The following is a 25,426-nucleotide window of genomic DNA, read 5'->3' on the forward strand; positions in this document are numbered from 1 at the left end:
TCACGCCCCGGTGGCGGGCAGGCCGCGCCACGGCACGGTCGGCACCTGCTCACCGGCGAGCAGCACCACGCTCGGCTCCAGCCGGGGCGCGGTGATCTTGTTGCCGGCGGCGTCGGGCAGCACCGCCTCCTCCGCCTCGGCCAGCACGGTGACGTGGGCCGGGCCGCCCTCGACCAGGCTGCCGTAACCCTCGGCGTCCAGGCCGGTCAGCCGGGCCGGTGCGGACGTCACCCGGGGCACCAACTGCTCCAGGGTCATCCCCATCGCCCGTAGCTTGGCCATGCTGGTGACCAGGTCGAAGACCGGGCCGCGCCAGTTGCGGGCGCTGGTGTCCGAGGTGACCACGTCGGGCAGGAAGCCCTGCGCGATCGCCGGCCGGGCGACGGCGAAGCTGAGGTTGCTCTTGCCGTGGGCGGATTCGAACAGCACCCCGCGCTCACGGGCGGCGTACACCTCGGGCAGCACGGTGCCGTCGTGGAGGATGCCGTACGGCTTGCCGGTGTAGCAGTGCGCCACGACGTCGCCGGGGCGCAGCAGGGGCAGGATCACCGGCAGCGGCTCCGGCGTCTCGCCGATGTGGATCATGAGCGGCAGGCCGGCCTCGGCGGCGAGCGCCAGGGACCGCTTGAGCAGCGGACGCCAGTCCAGGCCGACGACGTCCTCGGAGAGCCGGATCTTGAAGCCGCGGACCCGGTGCGGGTTCGCCTCGGCCACCGCCAGCGCGTCCTCGGGGACCAGCGTGCCCGGGTTCATCAGCTCGCCGAACCGGAAGTCGATCAGGCCGAGGACCGAGACGTTGAGGAAGTTCACCAGCCGCATCCGGGCCGGCTCGGCGACGTACCGCTCGAAGGCGGCGAAGGTGGACGCGCCGACCGTGCCGGCGTCGCAGGCGGCGACGACACCCCGGTGCAGGTGCGCCTCGTCCGGCGGGGCGCCGACCTTGGAGACCTCGGCGAAGATGTGGGTGTGCGCCTCGACCAGGCCGGGCAGCACGTACTGCCCGGTGCAGTCGACCACCTGGGCGGCGTCGGCGGCGAGGCCGGGCGCGATCCGGGCCACCCGGTCGCCGGTGACCGCGACGTCGGCGACCCGACTGGCCCCGGTCTCGCCGTCGAACACCTGGCCACCGGCCAGCACCAGGTCGTATCGGTCGGAATTCTCACTCATGACATCGGGCTCTCTGTGCGAAGCGAGTGGGTCGACGCGCTGACGGCGGCCGGCGCGGGGTGGTCCGGGCTTTCGGCACGGAACCGGGTACGCAGGGGCAGCACCCCGGCGACGGTGACCTCCACCAGGTCGCCGGGGCTCAGGAAGCAGCCCCGGTCCTGGCCGGTGCCGGTCGGGGTGCCGGTGAGCACCACGTCACCGGGCTCCAGCACCACGTACCGGGTGATCCAGGCCAGCAGCTCGGGCACCGGAAAGATCAGGTCGGCGGTGCTGGCCTGCTGGCGCAGCTCGCCGTTGACGGTGGTGCGGACCCCGATGGCCGCGCGGTCGGCGACCGCGCCCAGGCCGAGCACGGACGCGCCCAGGGCCCCGAAGCCGGGAAAGCTCTTGGCCAGGGTGGGGTTGCCGGTGGCGGCCATCACGTCCCGGGCGGTCAGGTCGTTGGCGGCGGTGATCGCGGCGAGCTGCGCCCAGACCTGCTCGGCCGGCGTGTGGTGCATCCGCGCGCCGACGACCAGAGCCACCTCACCCTCGTAGTCGGGCTGCTCGCTGACCGAGCCGGGCAGCGGCACGGTGTCCCCCGGGCCGGAACCGGCGCTGGGCGACTTGAGATAGAGCACCGGTTGGGTGGGTAGCGCCCGCCCGGTGGTCCGGGCCTTGCAGTGGTAGTTCAGCCCGACCCCCCACACCGCCCGGGTGCCGGCCAGCGGTGGGCGCAGATCGCCGACGAGGGTCTCCAGCGGCAGCCGGCGACGGACCCGGGCCTCGGCGGCCGGGGTGAGCCCGAGGCCGGCGCGCAGCAGGGCCGCCACGTCCGGGTACGGCAGGTCGAGCAGCTCGACGTCGTCGCCGGTGATCCGGCCCAGCCCGTACCGGGTGACGACCAGGTGCGGGGCGGTGCGCCCCGGGGCGGTCATGCCGCGTCCGAGGAGTGGCCGGGAACGGTGCCCAGCGCCGGGTTGACCAGCGGGGCCAGGTTGTTGACGGCGGCGGCGGCCTCACCGAAGCCGACCGAGATGAGGCGTACCTTGCCGTCGTAGTCGGTGATGTCGCCGGCGGCGAAGACCCGGGGCAGGTTGGTGCGCATCGTCCGGTCCACGGCGACGTAGCGGCGACGCATCTCCAGCCCCCACCGCTCCATCGCGCTGAGGTCGGCGATGAAACCGAGCGCGGCCACCACCGCCTGGGCGGGCAGGGTCTCCCGGCCCTCGCCGCGCACCTCGGCGAGGTGCACCGCCTCGACGGTCTGTTCCCCGTCGATCCCGCACACCTCGTACGGGGTGAGCACCCGCACGGTCGAGTCGTGCAGTTGGGTGACGCTGCGCTCGTGGGCGCGGAACTGCGGCCGTCGGTGCACCAGGGTGACGCTGCGGGCGTACGGCTCCAGGGCCAGCGCCCAGTCGACGGCGGAGTCGCCGCCGCCGACCACCACGACCTCCTGCCCGGTGAGCTCCTCCAGCCGGGGTACGAAGTAGCGCAGTCCCCGGCCGAGGTGGTCGCTGCCGACCGGCAGCTCCCGGGGGGTGAAGGTGCCGATGCCGGCGGTCAGCAGCACCGCCGCCGCCCGGACCTGGGTGCCGACGTCGGTGCCGATCAGCACGTGGTCCTCGGCGCAGGTCAGCTCGACGGCGCTCTCCCCGAGCAGGAACGTCGGCTTGGCGGTGGCGGCCTGGGTGAGCAGGGCGTCGACGAGTTCCTGGCCCCGGACGGCGGGCAGCCCGGCGATGTCGTAGATCGCCTTCTCGGGGTAGAGGGCGGCGATCTGCCCGCCGGGTTCGGGCAGCGAGTCGATCACCGCCACGCTCATCCCCCGGAAGCCGGCGTAGTAGGTGGCGTAGAGGCCGGCCGGCCCGGCGCCGATGATGGCGAGATCGACCTCGTGCCGCGGGGCCATCAGCTGGCGCTTTCCACGACGGCCGGGTGGTCGTGGCCGACCCGGCCGATCTTGCGGGCGCCGCCCGGGGTGCCGATCTCGGTGAAGAACTCGGCGTTGATCGGCCCGAAGCGGGCCCGGTCGGCGGGCAGGTCGTCGAGGTGGAAGATCGAGGTGACCGGGCAGACCGGCTCGCAACGCCCGCAGTCGACGCACTCGTCGGGGTTGATGTACATCATCCGGTCGCCCTCGTAGATGCAGTCCACCGGGCATTCCTCGACGCAGGACCGATCCTGTACGTCCACACATTCGTCGGTGACCACGTAGGTCATCGGTCCTCCTGCGGTTCGGTCGGCCCGCCACATCCGAGCCGACGCGGCAGGTCGGGGCGCGCAGCCGATCCGGCGTGCCGGGCCCGTTCCGTGACGTCGCCGGATGCGGGGGCGATGTCGTTGGGTGTCAGGCCACGCTAGAGACCTGGCCCAGAGTATGTCAACATACGAGACGTCATCTTGAATGAAGTCACGCTGGTGAGAGGAACCGGATGGACGACGAGGTGCCGGCGACCCTGCGTCACGCCGCCGAACGGGCGGTCGACGAGGCCACCCTGCTCGACGCCCTGGCGGCGCTCAGCGCGCAGCCGAGCCCGTACGGCCGGGAACGGGCCACCGCGCACCGGGTCGCCGACTGGGCCGCCACCCGCTGGCCCGAGCTGTCCTGGCGGGTCGACCCGGTCCCCCGCACCGCGGCCACGCCGGACAGCGCCAACCTGGTCGGCGGCTCCGACCTCGGCGAGCGCCCCGAGTTGCTGATCTACTCACACCTGGACACCTCACTGACCGGCGCCACCGACTTCGACGCCCCGATCACCGGTCGACGCACCCCCGCCCCCGCGCTGGAGCTGTCCGGCCCGGCCCGCGAGGTGGTCAGCGGCTTCGGCCTCGGGGTGGCGCGGGCGGCAGCCGCCGCCGCCCTGGTCGGCTACGCCGCCGCGGCCGAGGCCTGCCGGGCCGCCGGCCGGCCGCACCGGCTGACCCTGCTGCTCGCCGCCACCGGCACCCACCGCGACGATCCCACCGCCGGACCGGACGACGGGGTGGCGCCCGCCCCCACCACCGGCGGGGTGCTCCACCACCTGCGCGACCGGCCACTGCCGGCCGCCGCGGTCGTGGCCAAGACCAGCCCGGGCATCCTCACCGCCGAGCCCGGGGCGATGTTCCTGCGGGTACGACTGTCCAGCGGGTTCCATCCGGCCCTGTTCCGGGACACCGCCACACCCCCGGGCGGGTTGCTCACCCACCTCGGCGTGCTCGTCGAGGCGCTGGAGGAGTTCCGGCGCGCGCACCTGGCCCGTCGGGCCGACCCGGACGCCCTGGTCGGCGCGGAACTGGGCATCGGGGCGGTCCGGGCCGGCCAACCGGGCAAACCCGACCTGCTGCCCGGGGTGGTCGACGTCCACCTGTACCTGACCACGGTGCCCGGAGACGATCCGGGGCAGATCACCGACGCGCTGCGGGCGACCCTGGTCCAGCGACTGCGGGGCACTCCCCTGGCCGGCTGCGGGCTGGCGGTGGCCGGCCACCCGGCCCATCCGTCCGCCGCCACCCCGGCGGACGCACCGATCTGCCGGCACGCGGGCAGAGCCTGGCTCGCCGCATACGGTCGGCCGGCCCCACCGGTGCGCGGCTGGACCGGCTCGACCGACGGGGTGGTGCTGCGTCGACGGGGGGTGCCGACGGTCCGACTGGGCCCGCCGGCGCTACCGCCCGATCCGACCGATCCCCGACGGGAAAGGTACGCGGTGCCGGAACTGATGCGCTTCGCCCGGTTGTACGCCGACATCGCACTGCGGCACCAGCAGGCATCGACAGGCTGACGTGTCATATGCCATGATACTGTCTCACTCTGCGCACAAAGGAATCCAGATGGCGGACGATGCCCCTTCGCCGGTCAAGAGCGCTGATCCCAGCTCACCGGCGATCCAGACCGTGCAGCGCGCGGCGGTCATCCTCAACGCGTTCACGGCGGCACGTCCGCGCCTGAGCCTCAACGAACTCACCGCCAGCCTCGGCACCAGCAAGGCCACCGCGCACCGCTACACCAAGGCGCTGCGGGAGAGCAACCTGCTGCGCTACGACGAGCGGGAGGGACTTTACTCCCTCGGTCCGCAGATCCTGACCCTCTCCGCCGCCGCCCGCGCGGCGATGCCGGTGATCAGCATCGCCGGCCCGCGCATGCAGCAACTGGTCCGTGAGATCGACGAGACCGTCGTGCTCAGCGTCTGGGACGGCGACACCGCCGTGGTGGTCCGCGCCGACGACAACACCGACCGGGTCATCCGGGTCTCCGTGCGTACCGGCTCGCGGCTGTCGCGCACCGAGTCCGCCCAGGGCCGGGTGTTCTGCGCCTTCCTCCCCGAGGCCGACGTCCCGGGGCTGGCCGGCGAGATCGCGGCCTCCGCCGAGCTGCGCCGGGAGGTCGACAAGATCCGGCGTACCGGCATCTCGGCCAACACGCCCTCGGCCAACGGGGTCCGCAGCATCGCCGCGCCGATCTTCCGGGGCAGCACCCTGATCGCCGCCATGGCCATCGTCGGCACCACCACCTCGGTCCCCGAGGGCACCGACAGCCCGCTCGCCATCGCCCTGCAACGCGCCGCCGCCGTGGTCACCGCCGAGCTGGGCAGCGGCGGCAACGGCCACCACCCCCCGGCCGGCAGCAACGGCCACCGCTGACGGGCGGGAGGCCCCGGTTCAGCCTGCGCCGAGCGCCTCGGACAACTCCCGGGCCACCAGCACGACGCTGTCCGCCGCGGCGGCCTCCACCGCGCCGGACAGCGTCGTGCTGGTGCCCAGCACGGCCAAGGCCGCCACCACCTGGGTACGCTCGAACACCGGCGCGGCCAGCACGCGTACCCCGAAATCCTCCGGGGAGTTGGCGGCGAAACCGTCCCGGCGGACCTGCTCGACCACCACCCGCAACCCCGCCGACAGCCGCAACTGGCGGGCCACCGCGGGCGCCTCGGCGGCCGACAGGTAGGCGCAGAACACCCGGCCCTGCGCCGAGCGGAGCAGATCCAACGGCGAGCCGGTGCGCACACTCAACCGCACGTCACCGCTGGTGTTGTCCATGCAGCGGACCACCGTCGGCACTTCACCGTTCCAGACGCTGAGCATCGAGGTCTGGTTGGTCAACCGGGTGAGCCGGTCCAGGTACGGCTCGGCGGCGGTGACGATGGGCAGCGCCGCACGGGCGGCGGCCTCCATCGCCAACACCTGCGGACCCAGCGTGTAGGTGGCGGTGGCCACGTCGAAGCGCAGCAGGTTGGCGGCCCGCAACGCGCGGGCGTACCGGTGCGCGGTGGCCCGGCTGATGGCCAGGTCGGCGGTCAACTCGGCCAGGGTGAGCCGGGGCCGCTCGACCGAGAACGCCTGGAGGATCGTGGCGGCCCGCTGCACGGTCTGGATCGCCGGCGCGTCACCGGCCGGCTCGTCGACTCCGCCCGTCACCGCGTCACCCCGCACTCGCCGCCGTCCACCGAAAGGCGAACTTTACCGAGCACCGACCGCATCCGGCGACACGGACACCACACCACGCCGCCGACTTCTCCCCCGCAACCGGCGTCCCGCCCGACAACGGACAGGCCCGGCACGCGGCCGGTCCCGCACGGCGACGCGCGGTGTCCCGACAGATCTTGGAGGATCGCGGCCCCCGGAGGGGCCATCTGCCACCAAGATCGCCGCCCGGGGACGCGGGGTTACGCCGGGCCGCCCGCCCCCGAACCGGGGGCGGGCGGCGGTTCGGGGGCACCGGCGAGCTGACGGTGCACCTCGCCGCTGTCCCAGTAGTCGACCCGGTGGGCGATCAGCCCGTCCGGGTCGACCCGGAACCGGAACACGCCGCGGATGCGCACCGGTGCCCGGCCGGCCGACGCCAGCCGGAACGACATCCGGTAGGCCACCGCCGCCCGGTCACCGTCGACGAGCAGCTCCTCCACCTCGTAGCGCAGGTCGACGAACTCGGCCAGGAAGCCGTCGAGTCGGGCCCGGTAACGGACCCGGCCGACCACCGTCCGGCCGAGGGCGGCGGTGTGCTCGTTGACGAAGTCGGCGCTGACGCAGCCGGCGACGGCATCGGCGTCGTGGGCGTTCAACGCCGCCAGGTACCGCAGTACGGCGGCGCGGGTGGACGCTGCGGTCAGCTCCCCCACCGACGCCGCACGGTGTCGAAGACCTGCTGGTCGTGGGAGATCTCGATGACGTTGCCGTCGGGGTCCTTCAGCGCGCAGATGTAGCCGACCGGCGGCGGCATCTGGCGGGGCTCCCAGTGCAGGCAGCCCAGTTCCCGGGCCCGCGCGGCGATCTCGTCGACGTCCGCACGCTGCGGCACCTCGATGCCGATGTGCGCGAACGGGTGCAGCAGACCGAGCTGGCCGCCCTTGTCCTTGTTGAACGAGACGAGCACCAGCACGAACGGGGTGTCGGCCTGCTTGTCGTTGGAGAGCCAGACGCTCTCCCCGTCGGCGTCGGCGAACCGCTCCACGACCACCAGCGGGGTGAGCGCGGTGTAGAAGGAGATCGCCTTGTCGAGGTCGCCGGTGGGCAACGCCACGTGCGTCCATCGGGCTTGGGTCAGACCGGTCGCCACTGTTACCTCCACCGTACCGAAATGTCCATCATTATCGCCTCCACCAGCCTATTCACTGTTCGGCGGCGGGGTCGATGTGCCGGGGACACAAAGCCGGCGCGCCGGGTTCGACGCGCCGGGACGGTGTCACCGACCGGCCGGCGTGCCAGCGTGGGGGCACACCGCGTACGGGAGGTCGATCGGATCATGCAGTACCGCAGACTGGGCGGAACCGGGGTCGAGGTGAGCACCCTCTGCCTCGGCACCATGATGTTCGGCGCCTGGGGCAACCCCGACGAGCAGGAGTGCCATCGGATCGTCGCCGAGGCGCTCGACGCCGGGATCAACCTGGTCGACACCGCCGACGTGTACGCCCACGGCGAGTCCGAGGAGATCCTCGGCCGGGCGCTGCGGGGCAGACGTGACGACGTGGTGCTGGCCACCAAGTTCCACGAGCCGATGGGGGACGACCGCAACCGGCGCGGCAACTCCCGCCGCTGGATTCGGCAGGCGGTGGAGGGCAGCCTGCGCCGGCTCGGCACCGACTGGATCGACCTCTACCAGGTGCACCGGCCCGATCCGCTCACCGACGTCGACGAGACCCTCGGCGCGCTGTCCGACCTGGTCCGGGAGGGCAAGGTCCGGATGATCGGCACCTCGGCGTTCCCGGCCGAGCAGATCGTCGAGGCGCAGTGGGTGGCCGAGCGCCGGCAGCGGGAACGCTTCACCACCGAACAGCTCGGCTACTCGATCCTGACCCGGGGCGTCGAGGCCGCCGCCCTGCCCACCAGCGCCCGGCACCGGCTCGGCGTGCTGGTGTTCAGCCCGCTCAACGGCGGCTGGCTGACCGGCAAGTACCGGTCGGCGGCCGTACCGGCGGACTCCCGCGCCGGGCGCAACGGCGACCACTTCGACTTCCGCGACGCCGCCGCCCGGGACCGCAAGCTCGCCCTGGTCGACGAGCTGGCCACGCTCGCCGACGAGAGCGGCCTGACGCTGATCGAGCTGGCGCTCGGCTTCGTGCTGAGCCACCCGGCGGTCACCAGCGCCATCATCGGCCCGCGCACCCTGGCCCAACTGCGCAGCCAACTGCCCGCCGGGGAGCCGGCCGGGCTGCCGGCCGACGTGCTGGACCGGATCGACGCCCTGGTCCGGCCGGGCCACGACGTCAACCCGGCCGACGCCGGCTACCAGGTGCCGGCGCTGACCGACCCGAGCCTGCGCCGCCGTCCCTGACGTCGTCAGCGGCGGTCACCCCGACGCACGCCGGGACCACCCCGACGCACGCCGGGAACCGTGCCACAAGGTCACGCTCGAACATGGTTGTAGTGGCTTCGCTACGCCCGGAGGCCACTACAACCAGGAAATAGCACGATCTTGCTTGGCCGGCGACGGCGCCGCAGAGCGGGCAGCGGTCGTCGAAGGCGGGGCGTGGGTCGTCGCGGGTAGCGGAGGCCGGGCGTGGGTCGCGGGTAGCGGGGGCCGGGTGCGGGTTGCGGAGGGCGTGGCGGGCCTGGAGAGTCAGGCGGTTGCGGATTTGGGCCAGGGACAGGAACGGGGCGGTCATGCTCAGGCCACCTCGAGGGCGGCGGCTAGCTGGATGATCGCGGCGGGGGCGTGCGGGTCGTGGACGAGTCGGGCGATCACCGCGCGGGCGGTGGGCCGGTGGCGTACCTCGCCGGGGGCGGTGCGCTCGGCGGCGAGCAGGGCGCGGCCGGCGTTGCCCGGGTCGCCGGTGTGCAGGTAGGCGCGGGCGGCGTCGAGCAGGTGGGCGGCGCGGTGCTCGGCGGGTAGCCACCGCCAGGCGTCACGGGCGGTGGTCTTCTCGTGCCAGGCCACCGCCTCACCGGCATGACCGAGGTCGAGGGCGGTGGCGACCCGGGCCAGGTCCACCGCGACCGGCCCGAACGCGGTCCGGTGGTGGTCGTGGCCGTCGCCGACGAGGGCGGCCATCCCGGCGGCCTCGTCGAGCAGGTCGACCGTGGCGCGGTCGTCGCCGTCGCGGGCGGCGGCCAGCGCGGCCTGCACGACCAGGGTCCCGCACAGCGACAGCCCGGGGGCGGGCGCGCCGTCGAGGTCGGGCGGGGCGATCCGGTACGCGGCTGCCAGCGCCGTCGACCTGGCCGTGCGCGCCCGCCCCGACGCGCGTAACACCTGCGCCAGGGGCACGGTCGCGGCGGCCACCAGCACCACGTCACCGGTCGCGGTGGTCATGGCCCGGTCGGCAGCCAACCACGCCAGCTCCGTCTCACCCAGCTTGACCAGCAACGACGCGGTGAGCCGGTACGCCTGCACCAGCACCGACCGCCCGACCGGCGCGGCGAAGTTCGCCGTCGAGGGGTTCATGGAGTCCGGATCACCGGCATGAGAGCGCTGCGCGCTGGCCAACAACTCCGGGAGCATCCCGGTCACCTGCGGATACCGGGCATGCTGAAAGGCGGTCCAGGCGAGGGTGACATCCCGCGCCAGCCGATCCGCCGGCACCGCCTGACCCCGCGCAGCCCGCCGACCCACCACGACGTCGTACCTCGACAACGCCTCCCGGACCCGCTCGACCCCCACGACCTGACCGCCCACCTCGGCCGGCGGAACCTCACGACCGAGCAGCACGCTCGTGTCGATCCGCAACACACCGGCGATGTCCTGAAGCGTCGACACCTTGTCCAGGGTCCGGACACCCCGCTCGACCTTGTCCACCCAACTCTTCGACTTGCCCAACCGGTCGGCGAACACCTGCTGCGACAACCTGCGCCGCCCCCGCCAGTACGCCACCCGCCGACCGACCGGCAGCACCTCACTACCGTCCACGACGCCACCGCCGATCCGGCACCGCCCGGGTCGTCTCCTCCACCGGTATCCGCTCCGCCTCGGCCTGCGCGAGCAGCCGCTGTCTTGCCGCGGCCCGCTCCGCCGCCTGGATCTGCTCGCCCCGGCTTACGCCCCGATCACTGTCCACGCCACCCATCCGCGTCGTCCCCTTCGGAAGGGGCGCGGCGATGTGCTCGGGAGAACGTCACCACCGCGCCGGATCACGGGGGCATCGTTCGCCCCGTGCTGAGGGGGACGCGGCGACCAGGCGAAGTCGCACCGCCCGCCGCATCCCGTGCGGAAGACGCTACGTATGGTGACCATGGGGAACGGGTAGGGTCTCTACCCCCGGTTCACGGGACGAGGCCGACCTTCACCGCGAGGTCGCGGGCCTCGTCACGGGTGGACCGTGGACCGTCGAGCAGGTCCAGGGTGATCTGTCGGGCGTACCCGTTGAAGCGGATCGTCTCCGGAGCCGACTCGTACGCCTGCCGGAGCGTCGCCACGGCCGCCTCCTTGTCGCCCTTCCCGTGGTGCGCCCTTGCGACCTCGATCAGGTGCCGCGCCCGGCGCGGCCTCGACGGAATCGTCGCCGCCTCGTGGCGACGCGCCTGTCGGACCGCCTCGCCGAACTTCTGCAACTCCACGGCCACGGTCACCGCATGAGCGCCCATGACAACCCGGGAGAACGACGTCTGCGGCTGGTAGAAGCCCTGCGGCAGGCGTTGCGCGACCCGGTCCGCGCGATCCCAGTACCGCCACGCCCGGCCCTCCTCCCCCGCCCGAGCAGCGGTGTACGCGGCCTCGAAGTTCAGCGCTCCCCACAGGGCCAGCAGACCAGCGTCTCCCTCGGCCGCCCGGGATTCCAGAGCCGACAGCACGTCCAGTGTCACCGCCATCGCGGTGTCCCAATCGCCGGTGTCCCGGTGCACCTGTCCCAGGAACCACCCCGCTCGGGCGATCGCCTCGGGGTCGCCCGACTCCTGCGCCGCCACCATCGCCCGATCCGCAACCCGCCAGATCAACTCCGCGGCGGGCTGGTAGGCGAGGAACATCTGCACCACCCCGAGCGTCTCGGCCAACAGCGCCTGCGCCTGTCGCCGCTGCGCACCCTCGTAAACCAGGGCGGCGTGCCGCACATCCCGCAGCAGCGCGGGCAACAACGCACCCAGCACCGTCCGGTGATCCGACGCCTGATGACGCGCCCGCCACGCCGCCGCAAGCCGCTCACGCAGGCTGGACAAGGACTCGGCCGGAACGTCCGGGAAGACCGTGAAGCGGTTCACCGCGTCCCGCACCGATGCCAGCGCCGGATGCTCGGGGCCGTTGACCACCGCCGACCGGTTACCCAGCTCGCCTGCGAGGACGGCGACGTCGACCTTGAGGGCGCGCGCGATCCGGTCCAACATGTGGATGCGCGGCGGCAGGATGCGATCGGTCTCCACCGCCTTGACCCACTCGGCGCTCCGGCCGACCAGCCCACCGAGCACCGCGCGGGTCTTGCCGGAACGCTCCCGGTAGACCTTCAGCCGCTGCCCGAACGTCAACTCCGGCAAGAAATCCACCCCGACCTCCTCGTCAGTGCGGGATGCATCGCCGACCGACCGGCCGCCGTCACACCAACGCTACCGACCATCCCGCGACCGCATAACCCCTCGTCTCACTGCCCCGCATCAGCACCTGCTCGACGGCTATCCCGGGGGGGATCGCCAGCCCGAGGGTGCGGCTGCGTCCCTCCTTGAGCGCGCGGGCGCTGGCGTTCGGTCGGTAGTCCAGCTCGTCGATGACCGCCTGGATCCGCTGCCGGGTCCCCTCCGAGACGGTCCGCTTCCTGCTCAGGACGCAGAAGACGGTGCTGCGGGACACCCCCGCCCGGCGGGCGATCTCCCCGATGTTCATGCCGCGCCCTCGAATCGATTCTTGCCCCGAAACGGGCACGCACCCTCTTCCCTGTCGGCATATCCGTCCGGAACCCAAGCCCCGAGTCGGCATGTTCCCCGGCCAGCGGGGCGTCGACCGGGTCGGATGCGACGGCCCGCGCCCGGTAGCGCGACGCATGGACGGGCATTAATGTAATAGGTATGACGTGTGACGTCAGTCTGGGCCGGTAGCGAGGCTCGAACCACCGCCGCCCACGGCACCAACCGTGTCGAACTGGATCGGTCCGGCAACACAGGCTCAACCCGCCACCACCACGCTCCACCTCACCGCCGAGAGGATCCGATGAATGTGAAGGGACGACTGAGTCGTCTGCTCGCCGCGACGGGAACCCTGCTGGTTCTCGCTGTCGGCGCCAGCATCTACGTGGTCTCGGACGCGCCGGGTGTCGCCCGCGCCGCCGGCACGGGGCCGTGCGACATCTACGCCTCGGGTGGCACCCCGTGCGTGGCCGCGCACAGCACCACCCGGGCGCTGTACGGCGCGTACAACGGCCCGCTTTACCAGGTTCGCCGCTCGTCGGACAACACCACCCGCGACGTCGGCGTGCTCAGCGCGGGCGGCTACGCCGACGCCGCCGCGCAGGACACGTTCTGCACCAACACCAACTGCGTCATCACGATCATCTACGACCAGACCGGCCGCAACAACCGTCTCACCCAGGCCTTGGGTGGCGGCGTGCCGGGCCCCGGGCCTGGCGGGTCGGACAACCTTGCCGACGCGAAGGCGGCGCCGATCACGATCGGCGGCCAGAAGGCGTACGGCGTCTACATCCCTCCGGGCACCGGCTACCGCAACAACAACACCAACGGCATCGCGACCGGCGACCAGCCCGAGGGCATGTACGCCGTCCTCGACGGCACGCACTACAACAACGGGTGCTGCTTCGACTACGGCAACGCGCAGACGAACGCCATGGCCGACGACATCGGCATCATGGAGACCATCTACTTCGGCAACAACAAGGTGTGGGGCTACGGGGACGGCAACGGCCCCTGGATCATGATGGACATGGAGTGGGGACTCTTCTCCGGAGTGAACCCGCGATACAACCCCATGCCGCCCATCAACCACCGCTTCGTGACGGCCATCGTCAAGGGCGAACCGAACCACTGGGCGATCCGCGGCGGCAGCGCGCAGTCCGGCGGCCTGACGACCTACTTCGACGGACGCCGCCCCAACGGCTACCACCCGATGAAGAAGGAAGGCGCCATCCTGCTCGGCATCGGCGGCGACAACAGCAACACCGCCCGCGGCACCTTCTACGAGGGCGTGATGACCTCCGGCTACCCGACCGCGACGACCGAGGACGCGGTACAGGCCAACATCGCCGCCGCCGCGTACGCGCCGGCCGTTGGCAACCCGCCACAGGGCGTCCAACTCGTCGGTGGCCAGTCCAACCGCTGCGTCGACGTGCCGAACGGCACCACCACCAACGGCACCCAGGTCCAACTCTGGGACTGCACCGGCAATACCGCCCAACGCTGGACCCACACCGCCGGCAAACAACTGCAGGTGCTGGGCAACAAGTGCCTCGACGCCAGCGGCCAGGGCACCACCAACGGCACCCAGGCCATCATCTGGGACTGCCACAGCGGCACCAACCAGCAATGGAACATCAACTCCAACGGCACCATCACCGGCGTCCAGTCCGGGCTCTGCCTCGACGCCAGCGGCGCCGGGACCGCCAACGGCACCAAGCTCCTCCTCTGGGCCTGCATCGGGCAACAGAACCAGCGCTGGTCCACCCGCAGCTGATCCGTACCACCACCCGACCGGCGCTGCCGGCACCGCGAGACTCGCGGTGCCGGCAGCGCCGGCGGTGCCGGCACCGGTCAGCGCGCGCTGCATTCCGGGCAGGGCGGCCTCGTTGATGGTGGCGATGGCCGTGACGTCGGGATGTGTCACGAGCAGCTGTTCCACGCACGCCTCGCCGGAGGCCGTGTCGTCGCCGCAGCAGACCTCCACGCCGGTCAGCCCCCGGTCCACCGCCGCCGCCCGGAAACCGGCGAGCGCTCGATGGCTGGGCCCGTAACCCGCGGCGACCAACTCGGCGGAGCGGTTGACCAGGGCCACGTGCCGGTGCCCCAGATCGGCCAGGTGGTGCACGCAGCGGGCGATCAGCCCGGAATAGTCGATGTCGATCCAGCTCATGTCGTGCGGCTCGGCGATCCGCCCGATCGTGACGAACGGCAGACCGGTCTTGGTCAGGCGGGTCACCCGGCCGTCCTCCAAGCGGATCTCCATCAGGACCACACCGTCCACCCGGCGCCCGGTGACGATCCGCGGGAGTGTGGATCTAACATGACGCCCCCTCACCCGGCCCCCCACGGGGAGAAGCGGCGGCGACCAGACTCGAATCCCGGGATCGACTCAATGTCGCCGATGTTGCGGCATCGACGGCGCGTTGATACCGCAACATCGGCGAAACTGCGAAGACCGAAAACGGCGCACTCAGATCCAGCCGTGTTCCCAGGCGATCGTGGCGGCGGCGGTGCGCGAATCGACGTCCAGTTTCGCCATCGCGGACGAGAGGTGGTTGCGGACGGTGCCGTGGGCCAGGCCGAGCTGCCGCGCGATGTTCTTGGTGGGCAGGCCGTCCCGGGTCAGCCTCAGCACGTCGATCTCCCGGGGCGTGAGCGGGCTCTCCTGCTCGGTGAGTGCCGACGCGGCGAGGCGCGCGTCGATGTAGCGCTCGCCGTCGGCGACCGACCGGATGATCCTGGCCAGCTCCGACGCCGGGGTGGACTTCGGCACGAAGCCGTGCACCCGGGCGCTCAACGCCCGCTTCAACGTGCCCGGTCGGGCATGTCGGGTGACGATGACGACCTGCGTCGCGACGAGACGCAGCAGTCGTCGGGCGGCGTCGACCCCGTCGAGTCCGGGCATTTCGAGATCGAGCAGGGTCAGGTCGGGTCGGTGCGCGACGGCAGCCGCGACCGCGGCCTCGCCGTCGGCGACATCCGCGACGACCTCGATGTCGGGTTCCAGGGAGAGCAACGCCACGAGCGCGCCCCGGATGAGTTCCTCGTCGTCGGCGATCACGATCCGGATCACCGGCGGGTCCCCCGTCGTCTCGTCGGCCGGGTCGGCTCCTGCGGAGCGGGCCCCGGCGCGTCGGCGGCGGGCGCCGGAATGCGGACGGTCAACGTGAAGGTGTCGTCCTCGCGGATGGTCTCGACCGTCCCGCGGTGGGTCGCGACGCGTTGGGCGAGACCGGCCAGGCCCGTTCCGTCCGGACGCGGCACGCCTGCGGCGTTGTTCGTGACGGTCAGTCGGTACTCCGCCGCGACGCGGACGAGTGCGATGGTGGCTTCGGTCGCCCTGCTGTGCCGGAGCACGTTCGTCACCGCCTCTCTGATCGCGACGGCGAACACCGCGCCGAGGGCCACCGGCAGGTCCGGTGTCCCGATGTGGGCCGCACACCGGATGCCGGCGGAGCGCAGCACCGCCGCCGCGTTGCGCGCCTCCGCCGCCACGGTGACGGTGCGGTAGTCGTTCACCACGGCCCGGGTGTCGTCGAGGGCCACCTGCGCGATCCGGCGGATCTCGGCGATCTCCCGGCCGGCCCGCTCGGGCTGACCGGGCAGCAGCCGCTCCGCCAGTTCACTCTTCAACGCGATCACCTGGAGGTTGTGGCCCTGGATGTCGTGCAGGTCGGTGGCGAACCGGAGCCGTTCCTTCGCCACCGCCAGGTCGGACGCGAGCCGGCGGGCGTGTTCCAGCCGCCACACCACCTGTTGCACCCAGACCGCGCTCAGGGGCAGCAGCGTGAACAGCGCGAGGGTGCTGATCACGACGGCCTCGGCACCCGCTTCGCCACGCCACGCCACGGCGGCGGCCTGCGGCCGGGCCAGCACGCCGAGGAGGCCGCCGAGCCCGATCGCGGCCCAGGAGCCGAGGATCACCGCCGCCCGCCACCAGCCCCGCACGAGGCAACTGAGCACTCCGCCCGCCATCGCGAGCGTGAACGCCCACCCCCAGCCCGCGAACGGCGGCAGCACGGCCAGCACCCACACCGCGCCGGACAGCGCCAGCAGCACGAGGACGAGTGGATGACCGGGCGTCGCCTCGTCGGGGGCCCGGAGCAGCAGCGGGATCGCGGCCAGCCCCACCAGGACGGCGGCGATCGTGGCGACCAGGAGGGTGACCGCCCGCACGCCGGTGGCCGTGCCCGCGCCGAGCACCAGCTGCACGACGCCGCCGACGAGCATCCCCAGCCCCAGGGAGAACACCGTGAACAGCCGCATCGCCCTGAGGTCGGCGGTCACCCGCGGTGCACCCGGCCAGGTGTCCGTCACCGGCTCAGCGTAGCGACCGCGCCGCCAGGAAAGCCCTGGTCTGCTGGGCGATCTCCGGCGACAGGGTGTGGTGCAGGTAGTGGTCGCCCGTCAGGAGGACGACCTGACCGGTGTCGACGCTCGCCGCCTGCTGCTCGTGGAGCGCGACCCAGCCCGCCACGTCGGGGTCGTCCGACCGCACGAACAACAGGACGGGCAGGCCCTTCGGGAAGGTCTTCCCGCTGACCGCGGCGAAGTTCGCCGAGGCGTGGTCCATCTCGTCGACCATGGTCGGGGCGGCCGTGTTCTTCGCGCTGAGCAACCGCAGCTGCTTCCTGGTCTGCTCGTCGTAGGGCAGGCCCGCGTACGGGTCGTCGGCGATTGCCGCCAGCGCCCGGGTGATGCCGAGCTTGCTCAGGCCGACGATCACCCCGGTCGGGATCGGCTCGTCCCCGCCGGGCTGGTCGGGGACGCTGCTGTCGATGCCGACGAAGGCGACGAGTTCATCGGCGTAGCTGGCGCTGTAGGTCAGCGCGTAGATCCCGGCGATCGAGTGGCCCATCAGCACGTAACGGTCGATGCCGAGGTGCTGGAGCGCCTCGTGCACCTCCCGGGTGATGTTCGCGGCGGTGCGGTCGGTGTCGGCGGGGTCGCTCAGGCCGGTGCCGAACGGTTCGACCGCGACGACCCGGTACGTGCTCTGGAGTTCCGTGATCAGCGGCTGGAAGTCGAGCCCGGGGGCGGCGGTGCCGAGGCCGGGCAGGAGCACGACCGTCTCGGCACCGCTGCCCGCGACCACCACGTTCATCTGCTTGCCGTCCACGGGCACGAGCTGCCCGTAACGGGTGATCGAGGAGGCTTCCGACTTCGTCGCCACCACGTTCACCACGGCGGTGGTCGCGAGCAGGAGCACCGGCACGGCGACCAGGACACCGAGGGTGGTGAGCACGACTCGCACGGGCTTTCGCATGGGTTCTCATTTCGGATCGGCGGCGCATCCGGATCACTCCCGTGATGCCTGACCAGCCAATCAAGCGCGCGAGGCGCTGCGGAAGTGTCCTGCTGTCACGACCGATCGTGACAAAAAGTCATGGTATGCCCCGTGGGACCCCCGGGTCCTCGTGATCAACGAGATACGACCACCACGGCGGGCGGGTGCCGACCCAGGACCCACACGGCGCAGCGACCGCCACCGGAGGAGGGTGGCCGCTGCGCCGTGTGGGCGGACCGGAGTCGAGGAATCCCCCGTCAGGTGGTGCCGCGTTGGAACGGTTGGGCCAGCGCCCGGGGTTCGCGGTGGGTGGTGGCGAACACCAGCATCGCCAGCAGGGCGAGCAGGTAGGGCGCGGCGATCAGCAGCTGCGAGTTCATGGTGACCCCGAGCGCCGGCAGCGCCAGCCGCATCGCGTCGGCCAGACCGAAGACGACGCAGCCGATCAGGGTACGGCCCAACCGCCAGGCCCCGAAGATGACCGCCGCGATGACCAGGTAACCCCGGCCGGCGGTCATGTTCTGGTTGAACGACCCCACCTCGCCGACCGCCAGGTAGGCCCCGCCCAGCCCGGCGAGCAGCCCGCACCAGAGCAGCGCCTGCCGTCGTCGCCGGTTGACCTCGATCCCGCTCACGTCGGCGGCCTGCGGGTTCTCCCCCACCGCCCGCAGCTCCAGCCCCCACCGGCTGCGCTCGACCAGCCACCAGGTCAGCGGGATCACCGCCAGCAGCAGATAGACCGGCCAGCGTTGGACGAACAGCATCGGACCGATGATCGGGATGTCCCGCAGCCCGGGGACGTTCACCTGCCAGACCTGGTGGCCGGTGAAGGTGCTCACCGTGATCAGGTAGCTGGTCAGGCCGAGCACCAGGGCGTTGAGCACCAGGCCGACCACGAAGGTGTTGATCTGCACCCGGTGCGACAGGATGCCGTGCACGAACGCCACCGCCACCCCGACCAGGGCGCCGGCCACCAGGCCGATGGTGGCGCTGCCGGTGGCGCTGGCGACCGCGATCGACCCGAACGCCGCGCCGAGCATCATCGCCTCGACGGAGATGTTCAGGGTGCCGGCGCGCTGTGCGACGTACTCACCGCAGGCGGCGAAGGCCAGGGGCACGGTGAGCCGGGCCCCGCTGGAGAGGATGGTGGCGATGTTGTCGGCGGCGCTCATGCCAACCTGCCTTCCATGGCGTCCTTGTTGCCGGCGGTCCCGGCGTCGCCGGGGTCCGCCGGTGGCGGCGCGGTGGTCCGGGGGCCGGGCACCGGGGCCGCCGATCCGGCCGGGGCCGACCCGGCAGCCTCGGCCGACCCGGCGGTCGGCGCCGTCGGGGCCGGAGCGCCCATCGGAGCGGCCGGTGCGGTCGGGGTGGAGGTGGGAGTCGCCGGCTCGTCGGCCAGGCGACGTCGGCGCAGCATGCCGATCACCACCGGGGGCGCGACGAAGGCCAGCACCAGCAGCGCCTTGACCACGTCGACCAGGAACGACGGCACACCGGTGGCGGCCAGGAAGCTGCCGCCGGCCCGCAGCACGCCGAACAGTACCGCCACCGGGATGGCCAGCAGCGGGTTGTTCCGGGCGACCAGGGCGACCAGCAGGCCGTCCCACCCGATGTTGAGCGACATCCCCGGCTGCAACCGGTTGGTGCTGACCGGACTGGTCAGCAGCAGCGCACCGGCCAGGCCGGCCAGCGCCCCGGAGATCGCCAGCGCGATGCCGCCGAGGGCGCCGACCCGCACGCCCGCGTGCCGGGCCGTCGCCGGGTTGAGGCCGACCATCTTCAACCGGAAACCCCAGCGGGTACGGGCCATCACCAGCGCCAGCGCCACCGCCACCACGACGGCCAGCACCAGACCGCCGTTGAGCTGGAGGTTCGGGTAGTCGCCGAGGGAGGTGAGCCGGGCGTTCTCCGGCACCGGGTTGGACTGCGGAGAGAGCGTGCCCCGGCCCAGCCGGGACTCCTGGAGCAGCCACGGGGTGTTCACCGCGAACGAGACGAGCTGCTGGGCCAGGAAGGTCATCAGCATCGTGCTCACCACGATGTTGACGCCCCGGAACCGGTACATCAGGGCGCTGAGCCCGGCCCAGATCCCGGCACCGACCACCGAGGCGAGCAGCACCAGGACGAGCAGCAGCGGCCCGGGCACGGCCAGCCGCAGGCCGACCCACGCGCCGGCGAGCGCGCCGATCAGCACCTGCCCCTCCTGGCCGATGTTGAAGAAGCCGGAGCGGGCGCTGACGCAGGCCCCGACCGCGACCAGCAGCAGCGGCGCGACATAGAGCAGGGAGGTGGACCAGGCCGCCGGGGAGGCCATGCTGCCCTGGTAGAGGGCCTTGGCGGAGGCGGTCGGCGAACCGCCGGTGACCGCGATCAGCAGGGCGGACAGGCCGAGCGCGACCCCCACCGTGGCGACCGTGGCGAGACCGACCTGCCAGCCGCCGGGTCCGGGGTTGAGCCGGCGCAGCAGCCGCTGGCCGGTGCCGTCGATGCCGAGGGTGGCCATCAGTGACTCACCCCGCCGACCAGCATGCCGAGCCGCTCGGCGGTGGCCTCGGCGGTGGGGAGCACCCCGACGATCCGGCCGGAGGAGATCACCGCGATCCGGTTGGCCAGGGCCATCACCTCCTCCAACTCCGTGGAGATCAGCAACACCGCCACCCCTTCCGCGGCGGCCTGCCGCAGCCGCACGTACATGTCTTCGATCGCGCCGACGTCCAGCCCGTGGGTGGGTTGGGCGGCGACCAGCGCCTTCGGGCCGGCGGACAACTCCCGGGCCAGCACCACCCGCTGCTGGTTGCCGCCGGAGAGGCTGCGCAGCGGGGTGTCGGGCGAGGGCGCCACGATGTTGAACTCGGTCATCTGCCGCTGGGCGATCCGGTGCATCCGCCGCCGGCTGAGCACCCCGCGGGTGGTGACCCCGGCGAGGGACTTCATCACCAGGTTCTCGGCGACGCTCATGTCCAGCACCACCCCGGAGTGGTGCCGGTCCTCGGGCACGATGCCGAGGCCGGCGTGGTGCAGCGCGCCGGGGCGGACGAGGTCGACCGGCCGGCCGTCGATCTCGACGGTGCCGGAGTCGGGGACGAGCAGCCCGGACAGCAGCTCACCGACGGTGGCCTGGCCGTTGCCCTCGACCCCGTACAGGCCGACGATCTCGCCGGGGGCCACGTCGAGGCTGAGCCGGTCCAGCATCGGCAGGCCGCCGACGAGCAGGGTCACCTCGCGCAGCCGCAACACCGCCGGCTTCTCCTGCGTCGGGCCCGCGGCCGACGGGGCGACCTCCGTACCGTCGGCACCCGCGACCGGCGCGGGACGCTCGACGGGCAGCAGGCCCAGCGCCGCGCTCTCGGCCTGCAACGACACCTCCCGGCCGACCATCTGCCGGGCGAGTTCCTGGGCGGTGGTGTCCTTCGTCGCGCCGTGGAACGCCACCGCGCCGCGCCGCAGCACGGTCACCCGGTCGGTGGCCGCCATGATCTCCGCGAGCTTGTGGCTGATCAGGATGACCGCCCGCCGCTCCGCCTGCACCACCCGGCGCAGCACGGTGAACAGTTCCGCCGACTCGGCCTGGGTGAGCACCGAGGTCGGCTCGTCCAGGATCAGCACGGACGGGTCGCGGCGCAGGCACTTGATCAGTTCGACGCGCTGCCGTTCCCCGGCCGAGAGCCGGTCGACCCGCACGTGCGGGTCGATGGGCAGCCCGTAGCGGCGGGACACCTCCTCGACCTGGGCGCAGGCCGCCGCCCGGTCGATCCGCCCGGTGTCGCCGAGGATGACGTTCTCCCAGACGGTGAGCGGTTCGATCAGGCTGAAGTGCTGGTGCACCATGCCCAGGCCGAGTTCGACGGCGACCTGCGGACTGTCGATCTCGACCGGTTCGGTGCCGCGCGTGATGGTGCCGGCGTCGCGGTGCACCAGGCCGAGCAGGATCTTCATCAGGGTCGACTTTCCGGCCCCGTTCTCGCCGAGCAGGCCGTGGATCTCGCCGGGTCGTACGGCGAGATCCACGGCGTCGCAGGCGACGACCGGACCGTAACGCTTGCTGACCCCGCGCAGGGTGAGAGCCGGCGTCAGCTTGTCGTCAACGTCCACAGTCCGTTTCACCTCGTTGGTCGTCGGGCAGCGGGAATCAGGAACCGAGCCTGGCGACCGTCGCGGCGGTGTCGGTCTTGCCACTGGCCACGTCGGCGACGAAGGCGTCCATCTTCTGGGTCTGCTCCGGCGTCGGCTTGCAGATCTTGACGGCCGGGTACGGGTCCTTGCCCAGCTCCCACTTCTTGGTGGTGCCGAGGGTCATCTCACCCTTGGCGAACAGCTCCAGCGCGGCGGCGAAGTACGCGCCCGGGTCGAAGATGACCGAGATGTCGAAGCGCGGGTCGGTCGAGTCGCACCGGTCGGTGCCCGGGGTCAGGGTGAGCGCGCCGCCGGTGTTGGCCAGCTTGGCGGCGGCGTCGGTGGCCCCACCCAGGTACGGGTAGACGACCTTGACGCCCTGGCTGATCTGCGCCTGGACGGCCTCCCGGGCCTTCGCCGAGTCGTTGAAGTCACCGGTGTAGGTGGTCACCAGGGTCGCGTTCGGCACCACCATCCGGATGCCCGCCTTGTACGCCTTGGCGGCGTTGACCGAGAAGTCGGCCTCCATGCCCGTGACGAAGCCGGCCTTGGTGGCGTTCTTCTGCTGCATGACCAGGCCGGTGGCGTACCCGGCGGCGAGCATGCTCTGGTTGGGGTCGTCGCTGGACAGCGTCACCCGGGGCGTCTGCGGGATGTTCTCCGACGACGGCACGTACCAGGAGGTCTTGGCGCAGACCGCTTCCTCGGAGGCCGGGATGGCGTCCTTGAGCTCGGAGGCCCCGAGCGCCACCATGTCCACGCCCTGCTGACACAGCGCGCGGGCGGCGCTGAGCGCCTCGGTCGGCGGCACGTTGCCGCGCTTGATGACCTGCCAGCCCTTTTCGGTGGCGAACTTCTCGGCACCGATCACGAAGCTCTCGTAGTAGCCGTTGTCGTTGATGTCACCGGGGCTGAGCACCCCGATGACCACCTTGCCGTCGCCGTTGGCGTCGGGCTGCCCGGCGGGGGCCGTACCGCTGCTGGCCGAGCCGGCGGCCGATGGCGCGGTCTCGTCGTTGCTGGCGCAACCGACCAGGGCGAATCCCAGTGCCCCGGCGAGCAGCGCCGCCGGACCCCGACCAATCCTCATTGTCATGGTGCTTTCCCTTCACGTGGGGTCGGCGCGCGGCCCGGCACGGACCGGCGCGCGGAGTACTCGGTCGCTGGCACGGTGGGCCAGCGAGGGGGGATGTCGATGCCGACCCGGCGCAGCAGGGCGGCCCGACGCTGGGCGGCCTCCTCGCGCAGGGCGTCGATGTCGACGGTGGTGATCCGCCCGTCGCGGACCACCAGCCGGCCGTCGACCAGGACGTCCCGGACGGTGTGCCCGGCCGCACCCCAGACGAGCTGGGTGGGCAGGTCACCGCGCGGGGTCCAGGGGATGGTCCGGGTGTCCAGCAGCACCAGGTCGGCGGCCTTGCCGACCTCGATCGAGCCGGTCTGCGCCCCCAGCCCGACGGCGGCGGCGCCGTCGACGGTGGCCAGGGCGAAGACCTCGTCGGCGCGCAGCGGGTCGGGGACGCCCCGGTCGCGCTCCAGGCCGGCGAAGAGTCGGGCGGCCCGCCACAGGTCCGGGGTGTCCCCGGCGTTGTGCGAGTCGCAGCCCAGCGCGAGCCGGCCGCCGGCCCGGTGCAGCGCGGTGTGCCGGCCGGCCCGGCTGAAGCCCTGACCGAGCCGCAGGTAGGCCCCCGGGCAGGAGGCGACCGCCGTGCCGGTCTCGACGAGCGCGTCGACCTCGACGTCGTCGAGCCACACCGCGTGGCCGAGCAGCAGCCGGGGGCCGAGCACACCGAGGTCACGCAGGTGCCGCACCGGCCGGGCCCGACCGGCGGCGGTGTAGGCGGCGGCGTCCTCGGGGCCGGGCGACAGGTGCCAGGTCATTCCCACGTCGAGCCGGTCGGCCAGGTCCGCCGCGCCGGTGAACAACTCGTCGCTGACCAGGTCGTGCCCGACCAGGGTGATCCAACCGGTGACCAGCGGGTCGCCGGCCAGGGCGGCGACGGTGTCGGCCTGGACGGCGAGGGTGTCGGCGGCCGGCCGGGCGTAGGGCACGTCGGGGGCGTCCCAGCCCCAGCCGCCGACCCGGGCCCGGATGCCGGCCGCGCGCAGCCCCCGGGCGACCCGCAGCGGGTGGGCCACCGTGCCGGGTTCCAGCAGGGTGGTGACCCCGTAGCTGAGCGACTCGACGGCGGTGAGGGTGGCGGACAGTTCGTCGTCGTCGCCGGTGACCGCGCCGTGCAGCGGCACGATCCAGTCGAAGATGGCCTGCTGGGCGGGGACGTCGTCGGGGATGCTGCTGCGCACCAGCGGGTCGGCGGTGGTGTGCTGGTGGGCGTTGACCAGGCCGGGGACGACGAGGCAGCCGGCGGCGTCCAGTTCGGGACTGCCCGGGTACGCCGCGCGCAGCGTCGCCGCCGGCCCGATCGCGGCGATCCGGCCGTCGACCACGGCGATGGTGCCGCCGGGGACCACCGCCCGGTCGGGCGTCATGGTGACGATCTCGGCATCGACGATCAGCAGGTCGGCCGGGCGGAGGTCGGCGGTGTGCGCCGTCGGGGTGGTCATGGCCGGACGAGGATCTTGCCGATGAGGTCGCCGGACTCCTGCCGGGCGTACGCCTCGGTCAGGTCGGCCAGCGGGTATTCCGCCCCCCGGACGACCCGCAGGCCACCGGTGAAGTAGGCGTCGAGCATGTCGGCGAAGTCGGCCGGGCTGTACGCCCCCGCCCCGAGCAGCCGCAGCCCGCGCCGGTAGACGTCGGAGAGGGAGAAGCTGACCTGGTCGCCGGTGGTGTTGCCGAGCAGCACGATCCGTCCGCCGGTGCGCAGGCTGGCCAGCGAGGTGGCCCAGGTGGCGGTGCCGACGTGGTCGACGACCAGGTCGACGCCGTGGCCGTCGGTGCGCTCGCGCACCTGCTCGACGGTCCGGTCGTCCAGGTCGAGCACGTCCGCGCCGAGGTCCGCGGCGACGGCCCGCTTGGCCTCGGTACGGGCCACCGCGAGCACCCGGGCGCCGGCCCGGCGGGCGAGTTGGATGGCGGCGATGCTGACCGCGCTCGTGGCGGCCTGCACCAGCACCCACTCCCCGGCGCGGACCGCGCCGACGCGGTGCACGGCGTGCCAGCCGAGGCTCCAGGCGGTGGGCAGCGCGGCGGCGTCGGCGAGGTCGACGTGGGCGGGCACCCGGTGCACCACGGTGGCCGGGACGGTGACGAATTCGGCGAAGCCGCCGGGGCGGTTGCCGCCGACCACAGCCAGCGTCGCACAGTAGCCCGGTTGACCGTTCTTGCAGGTGGCACAGGCTCCGCAGCCGATGGTCGGGTCGATCAGCACCCGGTCTCCGGGGCGTACCGTGGTGACCTGCGGCCCGACGGCGCTGACCTGCCCGGCGACGTCCATGCCGCCGACGTGCGGCAGCGCGAAGCCGGGGAGCAGGGCGGTCCGCCGCTGGAGCAGGTCGAGGCGGTTGAGGGCGGCGGTGTGCACCCGGACGACCACGTCGCCCGCGCCCGGCTCGGGGTCGGGCAGGTGCCGTAGGCGCAGCACCTCGGGACCCCCGAAACCGGTCTGGACCATCGCCCGCATCGCAACCTCCCCCCATGGTCTACCAGTCAATATGGCGTCTTGCATT

The 25,426-nt window shown here is 72.6% G+C and carries 24 protein-coding genes and 1 pseudogene; 4 read left to right on the forward strand and 21 right to left on the reverse strand.

The genetic code is table 11. The annotated features are described in order from the left end of the window. From GA0070216_RS11500 to fdxA, 4 genes are read right to left on the reverse strand one after another with little or no spacing between them, the layout of a single operon-like run. Positions 1–1,167 carry a hypothetical protein gene (locus GA0070216_RS11500; protein ID WP_091243643.1) on the reverse strand — a complete coding sequence of 389 codons (1,167 nt, stop codon included), beginning with the start codon at positions 1,165–1,167 and terminating at the stop codon, positions 1–3. Next, positions 1,164–2,084 (reverse strand): fumarylacetoacetate hydrolase family protein, encoded by a 921-nt coding sequence (locus tag GA0070216_RS11505; RefSeq protein ID WP_091243646.1) that lies wholly within the window; start codon positions 2,082–2,084, stop codon positions 1,164–1,166. Before GA0070216_RS11505 ends, GA0070216_RS11500 begins: the two co-directional genes overlap by 4 nt. Beyond that, on the reverse strand, positions 2,081–3,061 hold the full coding sequence (locus tag GA0070216_RS11510) for an NAD(P)/FAD-dependent oxidoreductase (RefSeq protein ID WP_091243649.1): 981 nt from the start codon (positions 3,059–3,061) through the stop codon (positions 2,081–2,083). The genes GA0070216_RS11505 and GA0070216_RS11510 overlap by 4 nt, the downstream gene beginning before the upstream one ends. After that, entirely contained in the window at positions 3,061–3,372 is a 312-nt protein-coding gene (fdxA, locus tag GA0070216_RS11515; protein ID WP_091243652.1) for a ferredoxin, read from the reverse strand. Before fdxA ends, GA0070216_RS11510 begins: the two co-directional genes overlap by 1 nt. A gap of 212 nt (positions 3,373–3,584) precedes the next feature. Between fdxA and GA0070216_RS11520 the strand changes: the two genes are divergently transcribed. Together GA0070216_RS11520 and GA0070216_RS11525 are read left to right on the forward strand one after the other, a co-directional pair. After that, positions 3,585–4,916: a zinc-binding metallopeptidase family protein gene (locus tag GA0070216_RS11520; RefSeq protein WP_091243656.1), complete on the forward strand. Its 1,332-nt coding sequence runs from the start codon at positions 3,585–3,587 to the stop codon at positions 4,914–4,916. A gap of 49 nt (positions 4,917–4,965) precedes the next feature. Next, complete coding sequence (locus GA0070216_RS11525; protein WP_176738919.1) at positions 4,966–5,775, forward strand: IclR family transcriptional regulator; 810 nt, start codon at positions 4,966–4,968, stop codon at positions 5,773–5,775. 18 nt (positions 5,776–5,793) lie between these two features. Here the strand turns inward: GA0070216_RS11525 and GA0070216_RS11530 are convergent, their stop codons facing one another. The 3 genes from GA0070216_RS11530 to GA0070216_RS11540 form a co-directional block, all read right to left on the reverse strand. Continuing rightward, positions 5,794–6,549, reverse strand: a complete 756-nt coding sequence (locus GA0070216_RS11530; RefSeq protein WP_176738920.1) for an IclR family transcriptional regulator — start codon at positions 6,547–6,549, stop codon at positions 5,794–5,796. 248 nt (positions 6,550–6,797) lie between these two features. Beyond that, positions 6,798–7,250: a nuclear transport factor 2 family protein gene (locus tag GA0070216_RS11535; protein ID WP_091243667.1), complete on the reverse strand. Its 453-nt coding sequence runs from the start codon at positions 7,248–7,250 to the stop codon at positions 6,798–6,800. Further along, positions 7,238–7,687: a VOC family protein gene (locus tag GA0070216_RS11540; RefSeq protein ID WP_091243671.1), complete on the reverse strand. Its 450-nt coding sequence runs from the start codon at positions 7,685–7,687 to the stop codon at positions 7,238–7,240. Before GA0070216_RS11540 ends, GA0070216_RS11535 begins: the two co-directional genes overlap by 13 nt. Before the next feature lie 186 nt (positions 7,688–7,873). Between GA0070216_RS11540 and GA0070216_RS11545 the strand changes: the two genes are divergently transcribed. Further along, positions 7,874–8,902: an aldo/keto reductase gene (locus GA0070216_RS11545; RefSeq protein WP_091243675.1), complete on the forward strand. Its 1,029-nt coding sequence runs from the start codon at positions 7,874–7,876 to the stop codon at positions 8,900–8,902. A gap of 333 nt (positions 8,903–9,235) precedes the next feature. Here GA0070216_RS11545 and GA0070216_RS36070 read toward each other — a convergent pair whose 3' ends face one another. The 4 genes from GA0070216_RS36070 to GA0070216_RS11560 form a co-directional block, all read right to left on the reverse strand. Further along, a complete protein-coding gene (locus GA0070216_RS36070) occupies positions 9,236–10,474 on the reverse strand; it encodes a helix-turn-helix domain-containing protein (RefSeq protein ID WP_281190415.1) in 1,239 nt (412 codons plus the stop codon). Continuing rightward, positions 10,464–10,622, reverse strand: coding sequence for a hypothetical protein (locus tag GA0070216_RS34490; RefSeq protein ID WP_176738897.1), 159 nt, complete (start codon positions 10,620–10,622; stop codon positions 10,464–10,466). The genes GA0070216_RS36070 and GA0070216_RS34490 overlap by 11 nt, the downstream gene beginning before the upstream one ends. Positions 10,623–10,827: 205 nt before the next feature. Next, positions 10,828–12,039 carry a helix-turn-helix domain-containing protein gene (locus GA0070216_RS11555; protein WP_091243678.1) on the reverse strand — a complete coding sequence of 404 codons (1,212 nt, stop codon included), beginning with the start codon at positions 12,037–12,039 and terminating at the stop codon, positions 10,828–10,830. A 49-nt stretch (positions 12,040–12,088) separates the two neighbouring features. Beyond that, positions 12,089–12,373 carry a LacI family DNA-binding transcriptional regulator gene (locus GA0070216_RS11560; protein WP_245722438.1) on the reverse strand — a complete coding sequence of 95 codons (285 nt, stop codon included), beginning with the start codon at positions 12,371–12,373 and terminating at the stop codon, positions 12,089–12,091. A gap of 324 nt (positions 12,374–12,697) precedes the next feature. Between GA0070216_RS11560 and GA0070216_RS11565 the strand changes: the two genes are divergently transcribed. Next, on the forward strand, positions 12,698–14,170 hold the full coding sequence (locus GA0070216_RS11565) for an arabinofuranosidase catalytic domain-containing protein (protein WP_091243680.1): 1,473 nt from the start codon (positions 12,698–12,700) through the stop codon (positions 14,168–14,170). A 75-nt stretch (positions 14,171–14,245) separates the two neighbouring features. Here GA0070216_RS11565 and GA0070216_RS11570 read toward each other — a convergent pair. The 10 genes and pseudogenes from GA0070216_RS11570 to GA0070216_RS11615 form a co-directional block, all read right to left on the reverse strand. After that, positions 14,246–14,743: pseudogene (locus GA0070216_RS11570) on the reverse strand (type 1 periplasmic-binding domain-containing protein); the annotation flags it as partial. Positions 14,744–14,866: 123 nt separating this feature from the next. Further along, positions 14,867–15,469: a response regulator transcription factor gene (locus tag GA0070216_RS11575; protein ID WP_091243683.1), complete on the reverse strand. Its 603-nt coding sequence runs from the start codon at positions 15,467–15,469 to the stop codon at positions 14,867–14,869. Then, positions 15,466–16,713 carry an ATP-binding protein gene (locus GA0070216_RS11580; RefSeq protein WP_091243686.1) on the reverse strand — a complete coding sequence of 416 codons (1,248 nt, stop codon included), beginning with the start codon at positions 16,711–16,713 and terminating at the stop codon, positions 15,466–15,468. Before GA0070216_RS11580 ends, GA0070216_RS11575 begins: the two co-directional genes overlap by 4 nt. A gap of 4 nt (positions 16,714–16,717) precedes the next feature. Beyond that, positions 16,718–17,662, reverse strand: a complete 945-nt coding sequence (locus tag GA0070216_RS11585) for an alpha/beta fold hydrolase (RefSeq protein WP_091243691.1) — start codon at positions 17,660–17,662, stop codon at positions 16,718–16,720. 278 nt (positions 17,663–17,940) lie between these two features. Continuing rightward, on the reverse strand, positions 17,941–18,855 hold the full coding sequence (locus tag GA0070216_RS11590; protein ID WP_091243694.1) for an ABC transporter permease: 915 nt from the start codon (positions 18,853–18,855) through the stop codon (positions 17,941–17,943). Further along, positions 18,852–20,186: an ABC transporter permease gene (locus tag GA0070216_RS11595; protein ID WP_141723051.1), complete on the reverse strand. Its 1,335-nt coding sequence runs from the start codon at positions 20,184–20,186 to the stop codon at positions 18,852–18,854. Before GA0070216_RS11595 ends, GA0070216_RS11590 begins: the two co-directional genes overlap by 4 nt. Continuing rightward, complete coding sequence (locus GA0070216_RS11600) at positions 20,186–21,775, reverse strand: ABC transporter ATP-binding protein (RefSeq protein WP_245722439.1); 1,590 nt, start codon at positions 21,773–21,775, stop codon at positions 20,186–20,188. Before GA0070216_RS11600 ends, GA0070216_RS11595 begins: the two co-directional genes overlap by 1 nt. Positions 21,776–21,812: 37 nt before the next feature. Next, on the reverse strand, positions 21,813–22,892 hold the full coding sequence (locus tag GA0070216_RS11605; protein WP_091243697.1) for a BMP family ABC transporter substrate-binding protein: 1,080 nt from the start codon (positions 22,890–22,892) through the stop codon (positions 21,813–21,815). Then, a complete protein-coding gene (locus GA0070216_RS11610; protein WP_091243701.1) occupies positions 22,889–24,361 on the reverse strand; it encodes an amidohydrolase family protein in 1,473 nt (490 codons plus the stop codon). Before GA0070216_RS11610 ends, GA0070216_RS11605 begins: the two co-directional genes overlap by 4 nt. Beyond that, positions 24,358–25,380 (reverse strand): zinc-binding dehydrogenase, encoded by a 1,023-nt coding sequence (locus GA0070216_RS11615; RefSeq protein WP_091243705.1) that lies wholly within the window; start codon positions 25,378–25,380, stop codon positions 24,358–24,360. The genes GA0070216_RS11610 and GA0070216_RS11615 overlap by 4 nt, the downstream gene beginning before the upstream one ends. Positions 25,381–25,426: the final 46 nt, after the last annotated feature.

Origin of the sequence: Micromonospora matsumotoense (assembly GCF_900091525.1) — a bacterium.
GTDB classification, from domain to species: Bacteria; Actinomycetota; Actinomycetes; order Mycobacteriales; family Micromonosporaceae; genus Micromonospora; species Micromonospora matsumotoensis.

Excerpts from the sequence above, each read along its gene's own strand:
- GA0070216_RS11610 (WP_091243701.1), bottom strand. The coding sequence starts at position 24,361 with ATGACCACCCCGACGGCGCACACCGCCGACCTCCGCCCGGCCGACCTG.
- GA0070216_RS11590 (WP_091243694.1), bottom strand. The coding sequence starts at position 18,855 with ATGAGCGCCGCCGACAACATCGCCACCATCCTCTCCAGCGGGGCCCGG.
- GA0070216_RS11585 (WP_091243691.1), bottom strand. The coding sequence starts at position 17,662 with ATGCGAAAGCCCGTGCGAGTCGTGCTCACCACCCTCGGTGTCCTGGTC.
- GA0070216_RS11520 (WP_091243656.1), top strand. The coding sequence starts at position 3,585 with ATGGACGACGAGGTGCCGGCGACCCTGCGTCACGCCGCCGAACGGGCG.
- GA0070216_RS11595 (WP_141723051.1), bottom strand. The coding sequence starts at position 20,186 with ATGGCCACCCTCGGCATCGACGGCACCGGCCAGCGGCTGCTGCGCCGG.
- GA0070216_RS11560 (WP_245722438.1), bottom strand. The coding sequence starts at position 12,373 with ATGAACATCGGGGAGATCGCCCGCCGGGCGGGGGTGTCCCGCAGCACC.
- GA0070216_RS11545 (WP_091243675.1), top strand. The coding sequence starts at position 7,874 with ATGCAGTACCGCAGACTGGGCGGAACCGGGGTCGAGGTGAGCACCCTC.
- GA0070216_RS11615 (WP_091243705.1), bottom strand. The coding sequence starts at position 25,380 with ATGCGGGCGATGGTCCAGACCGGTTTCGGGGGTCCCGAGGTGCTGCGC.
- fdxA (WP_091243652.1), bottom strand. The coding sequence starts at position 3,372 with ATGACCTACGTGGTCACCGACGAATGTGTGGACGTACAGGATCGGTCC.
- GA0070216_RS11500 (WP_091243643.1), bottom strand. The coding sequence starts at position 1,167 with ATGAGTGAGAATTCCGACCGATACGACCTGGTGCTGGCCGGTGGCCAG.
- GA0070216_RS11510 (WP_091243649.1), bottom strand. The coding sequence starts at position 3,061 with ATGGCCCCGCGGCACGAGGTCGATCTCGCCATCATCGGCGCCGGGCCG.
- GA0070216_RS11505 (WP_091243646.1), bottom strand. The coding sequence starts at position 2,084 with ATGACCGCCCCGGGGCGCACCGCCCCGCACCTGGTCGTCACCCGGTAC.
- GA0070216_RS11565 (WP_091243680.1), top strand. The coding sequence starts at position 12,698 with ATGAATGTGAAGGGACGACTGAGTCGTCTGCTCGCCGCGACGGGAACC.
- GA0070216_RS11525 (WP_176738919.1), top strand. The coding sequence starts at position 4,966 with ATGGCGGACGATGCCCCTTCGCCGGTCAAGAGCGCTGATCCCAGCTCA.
- GA0070216_RS11605 (WP_091243697.1), bottom strand. The coding sequence starts at position 22,892 with ATGACAATGAGGATTGGTCGGGGTCCGGCGGCGCTGCTCGCCGGGGCA.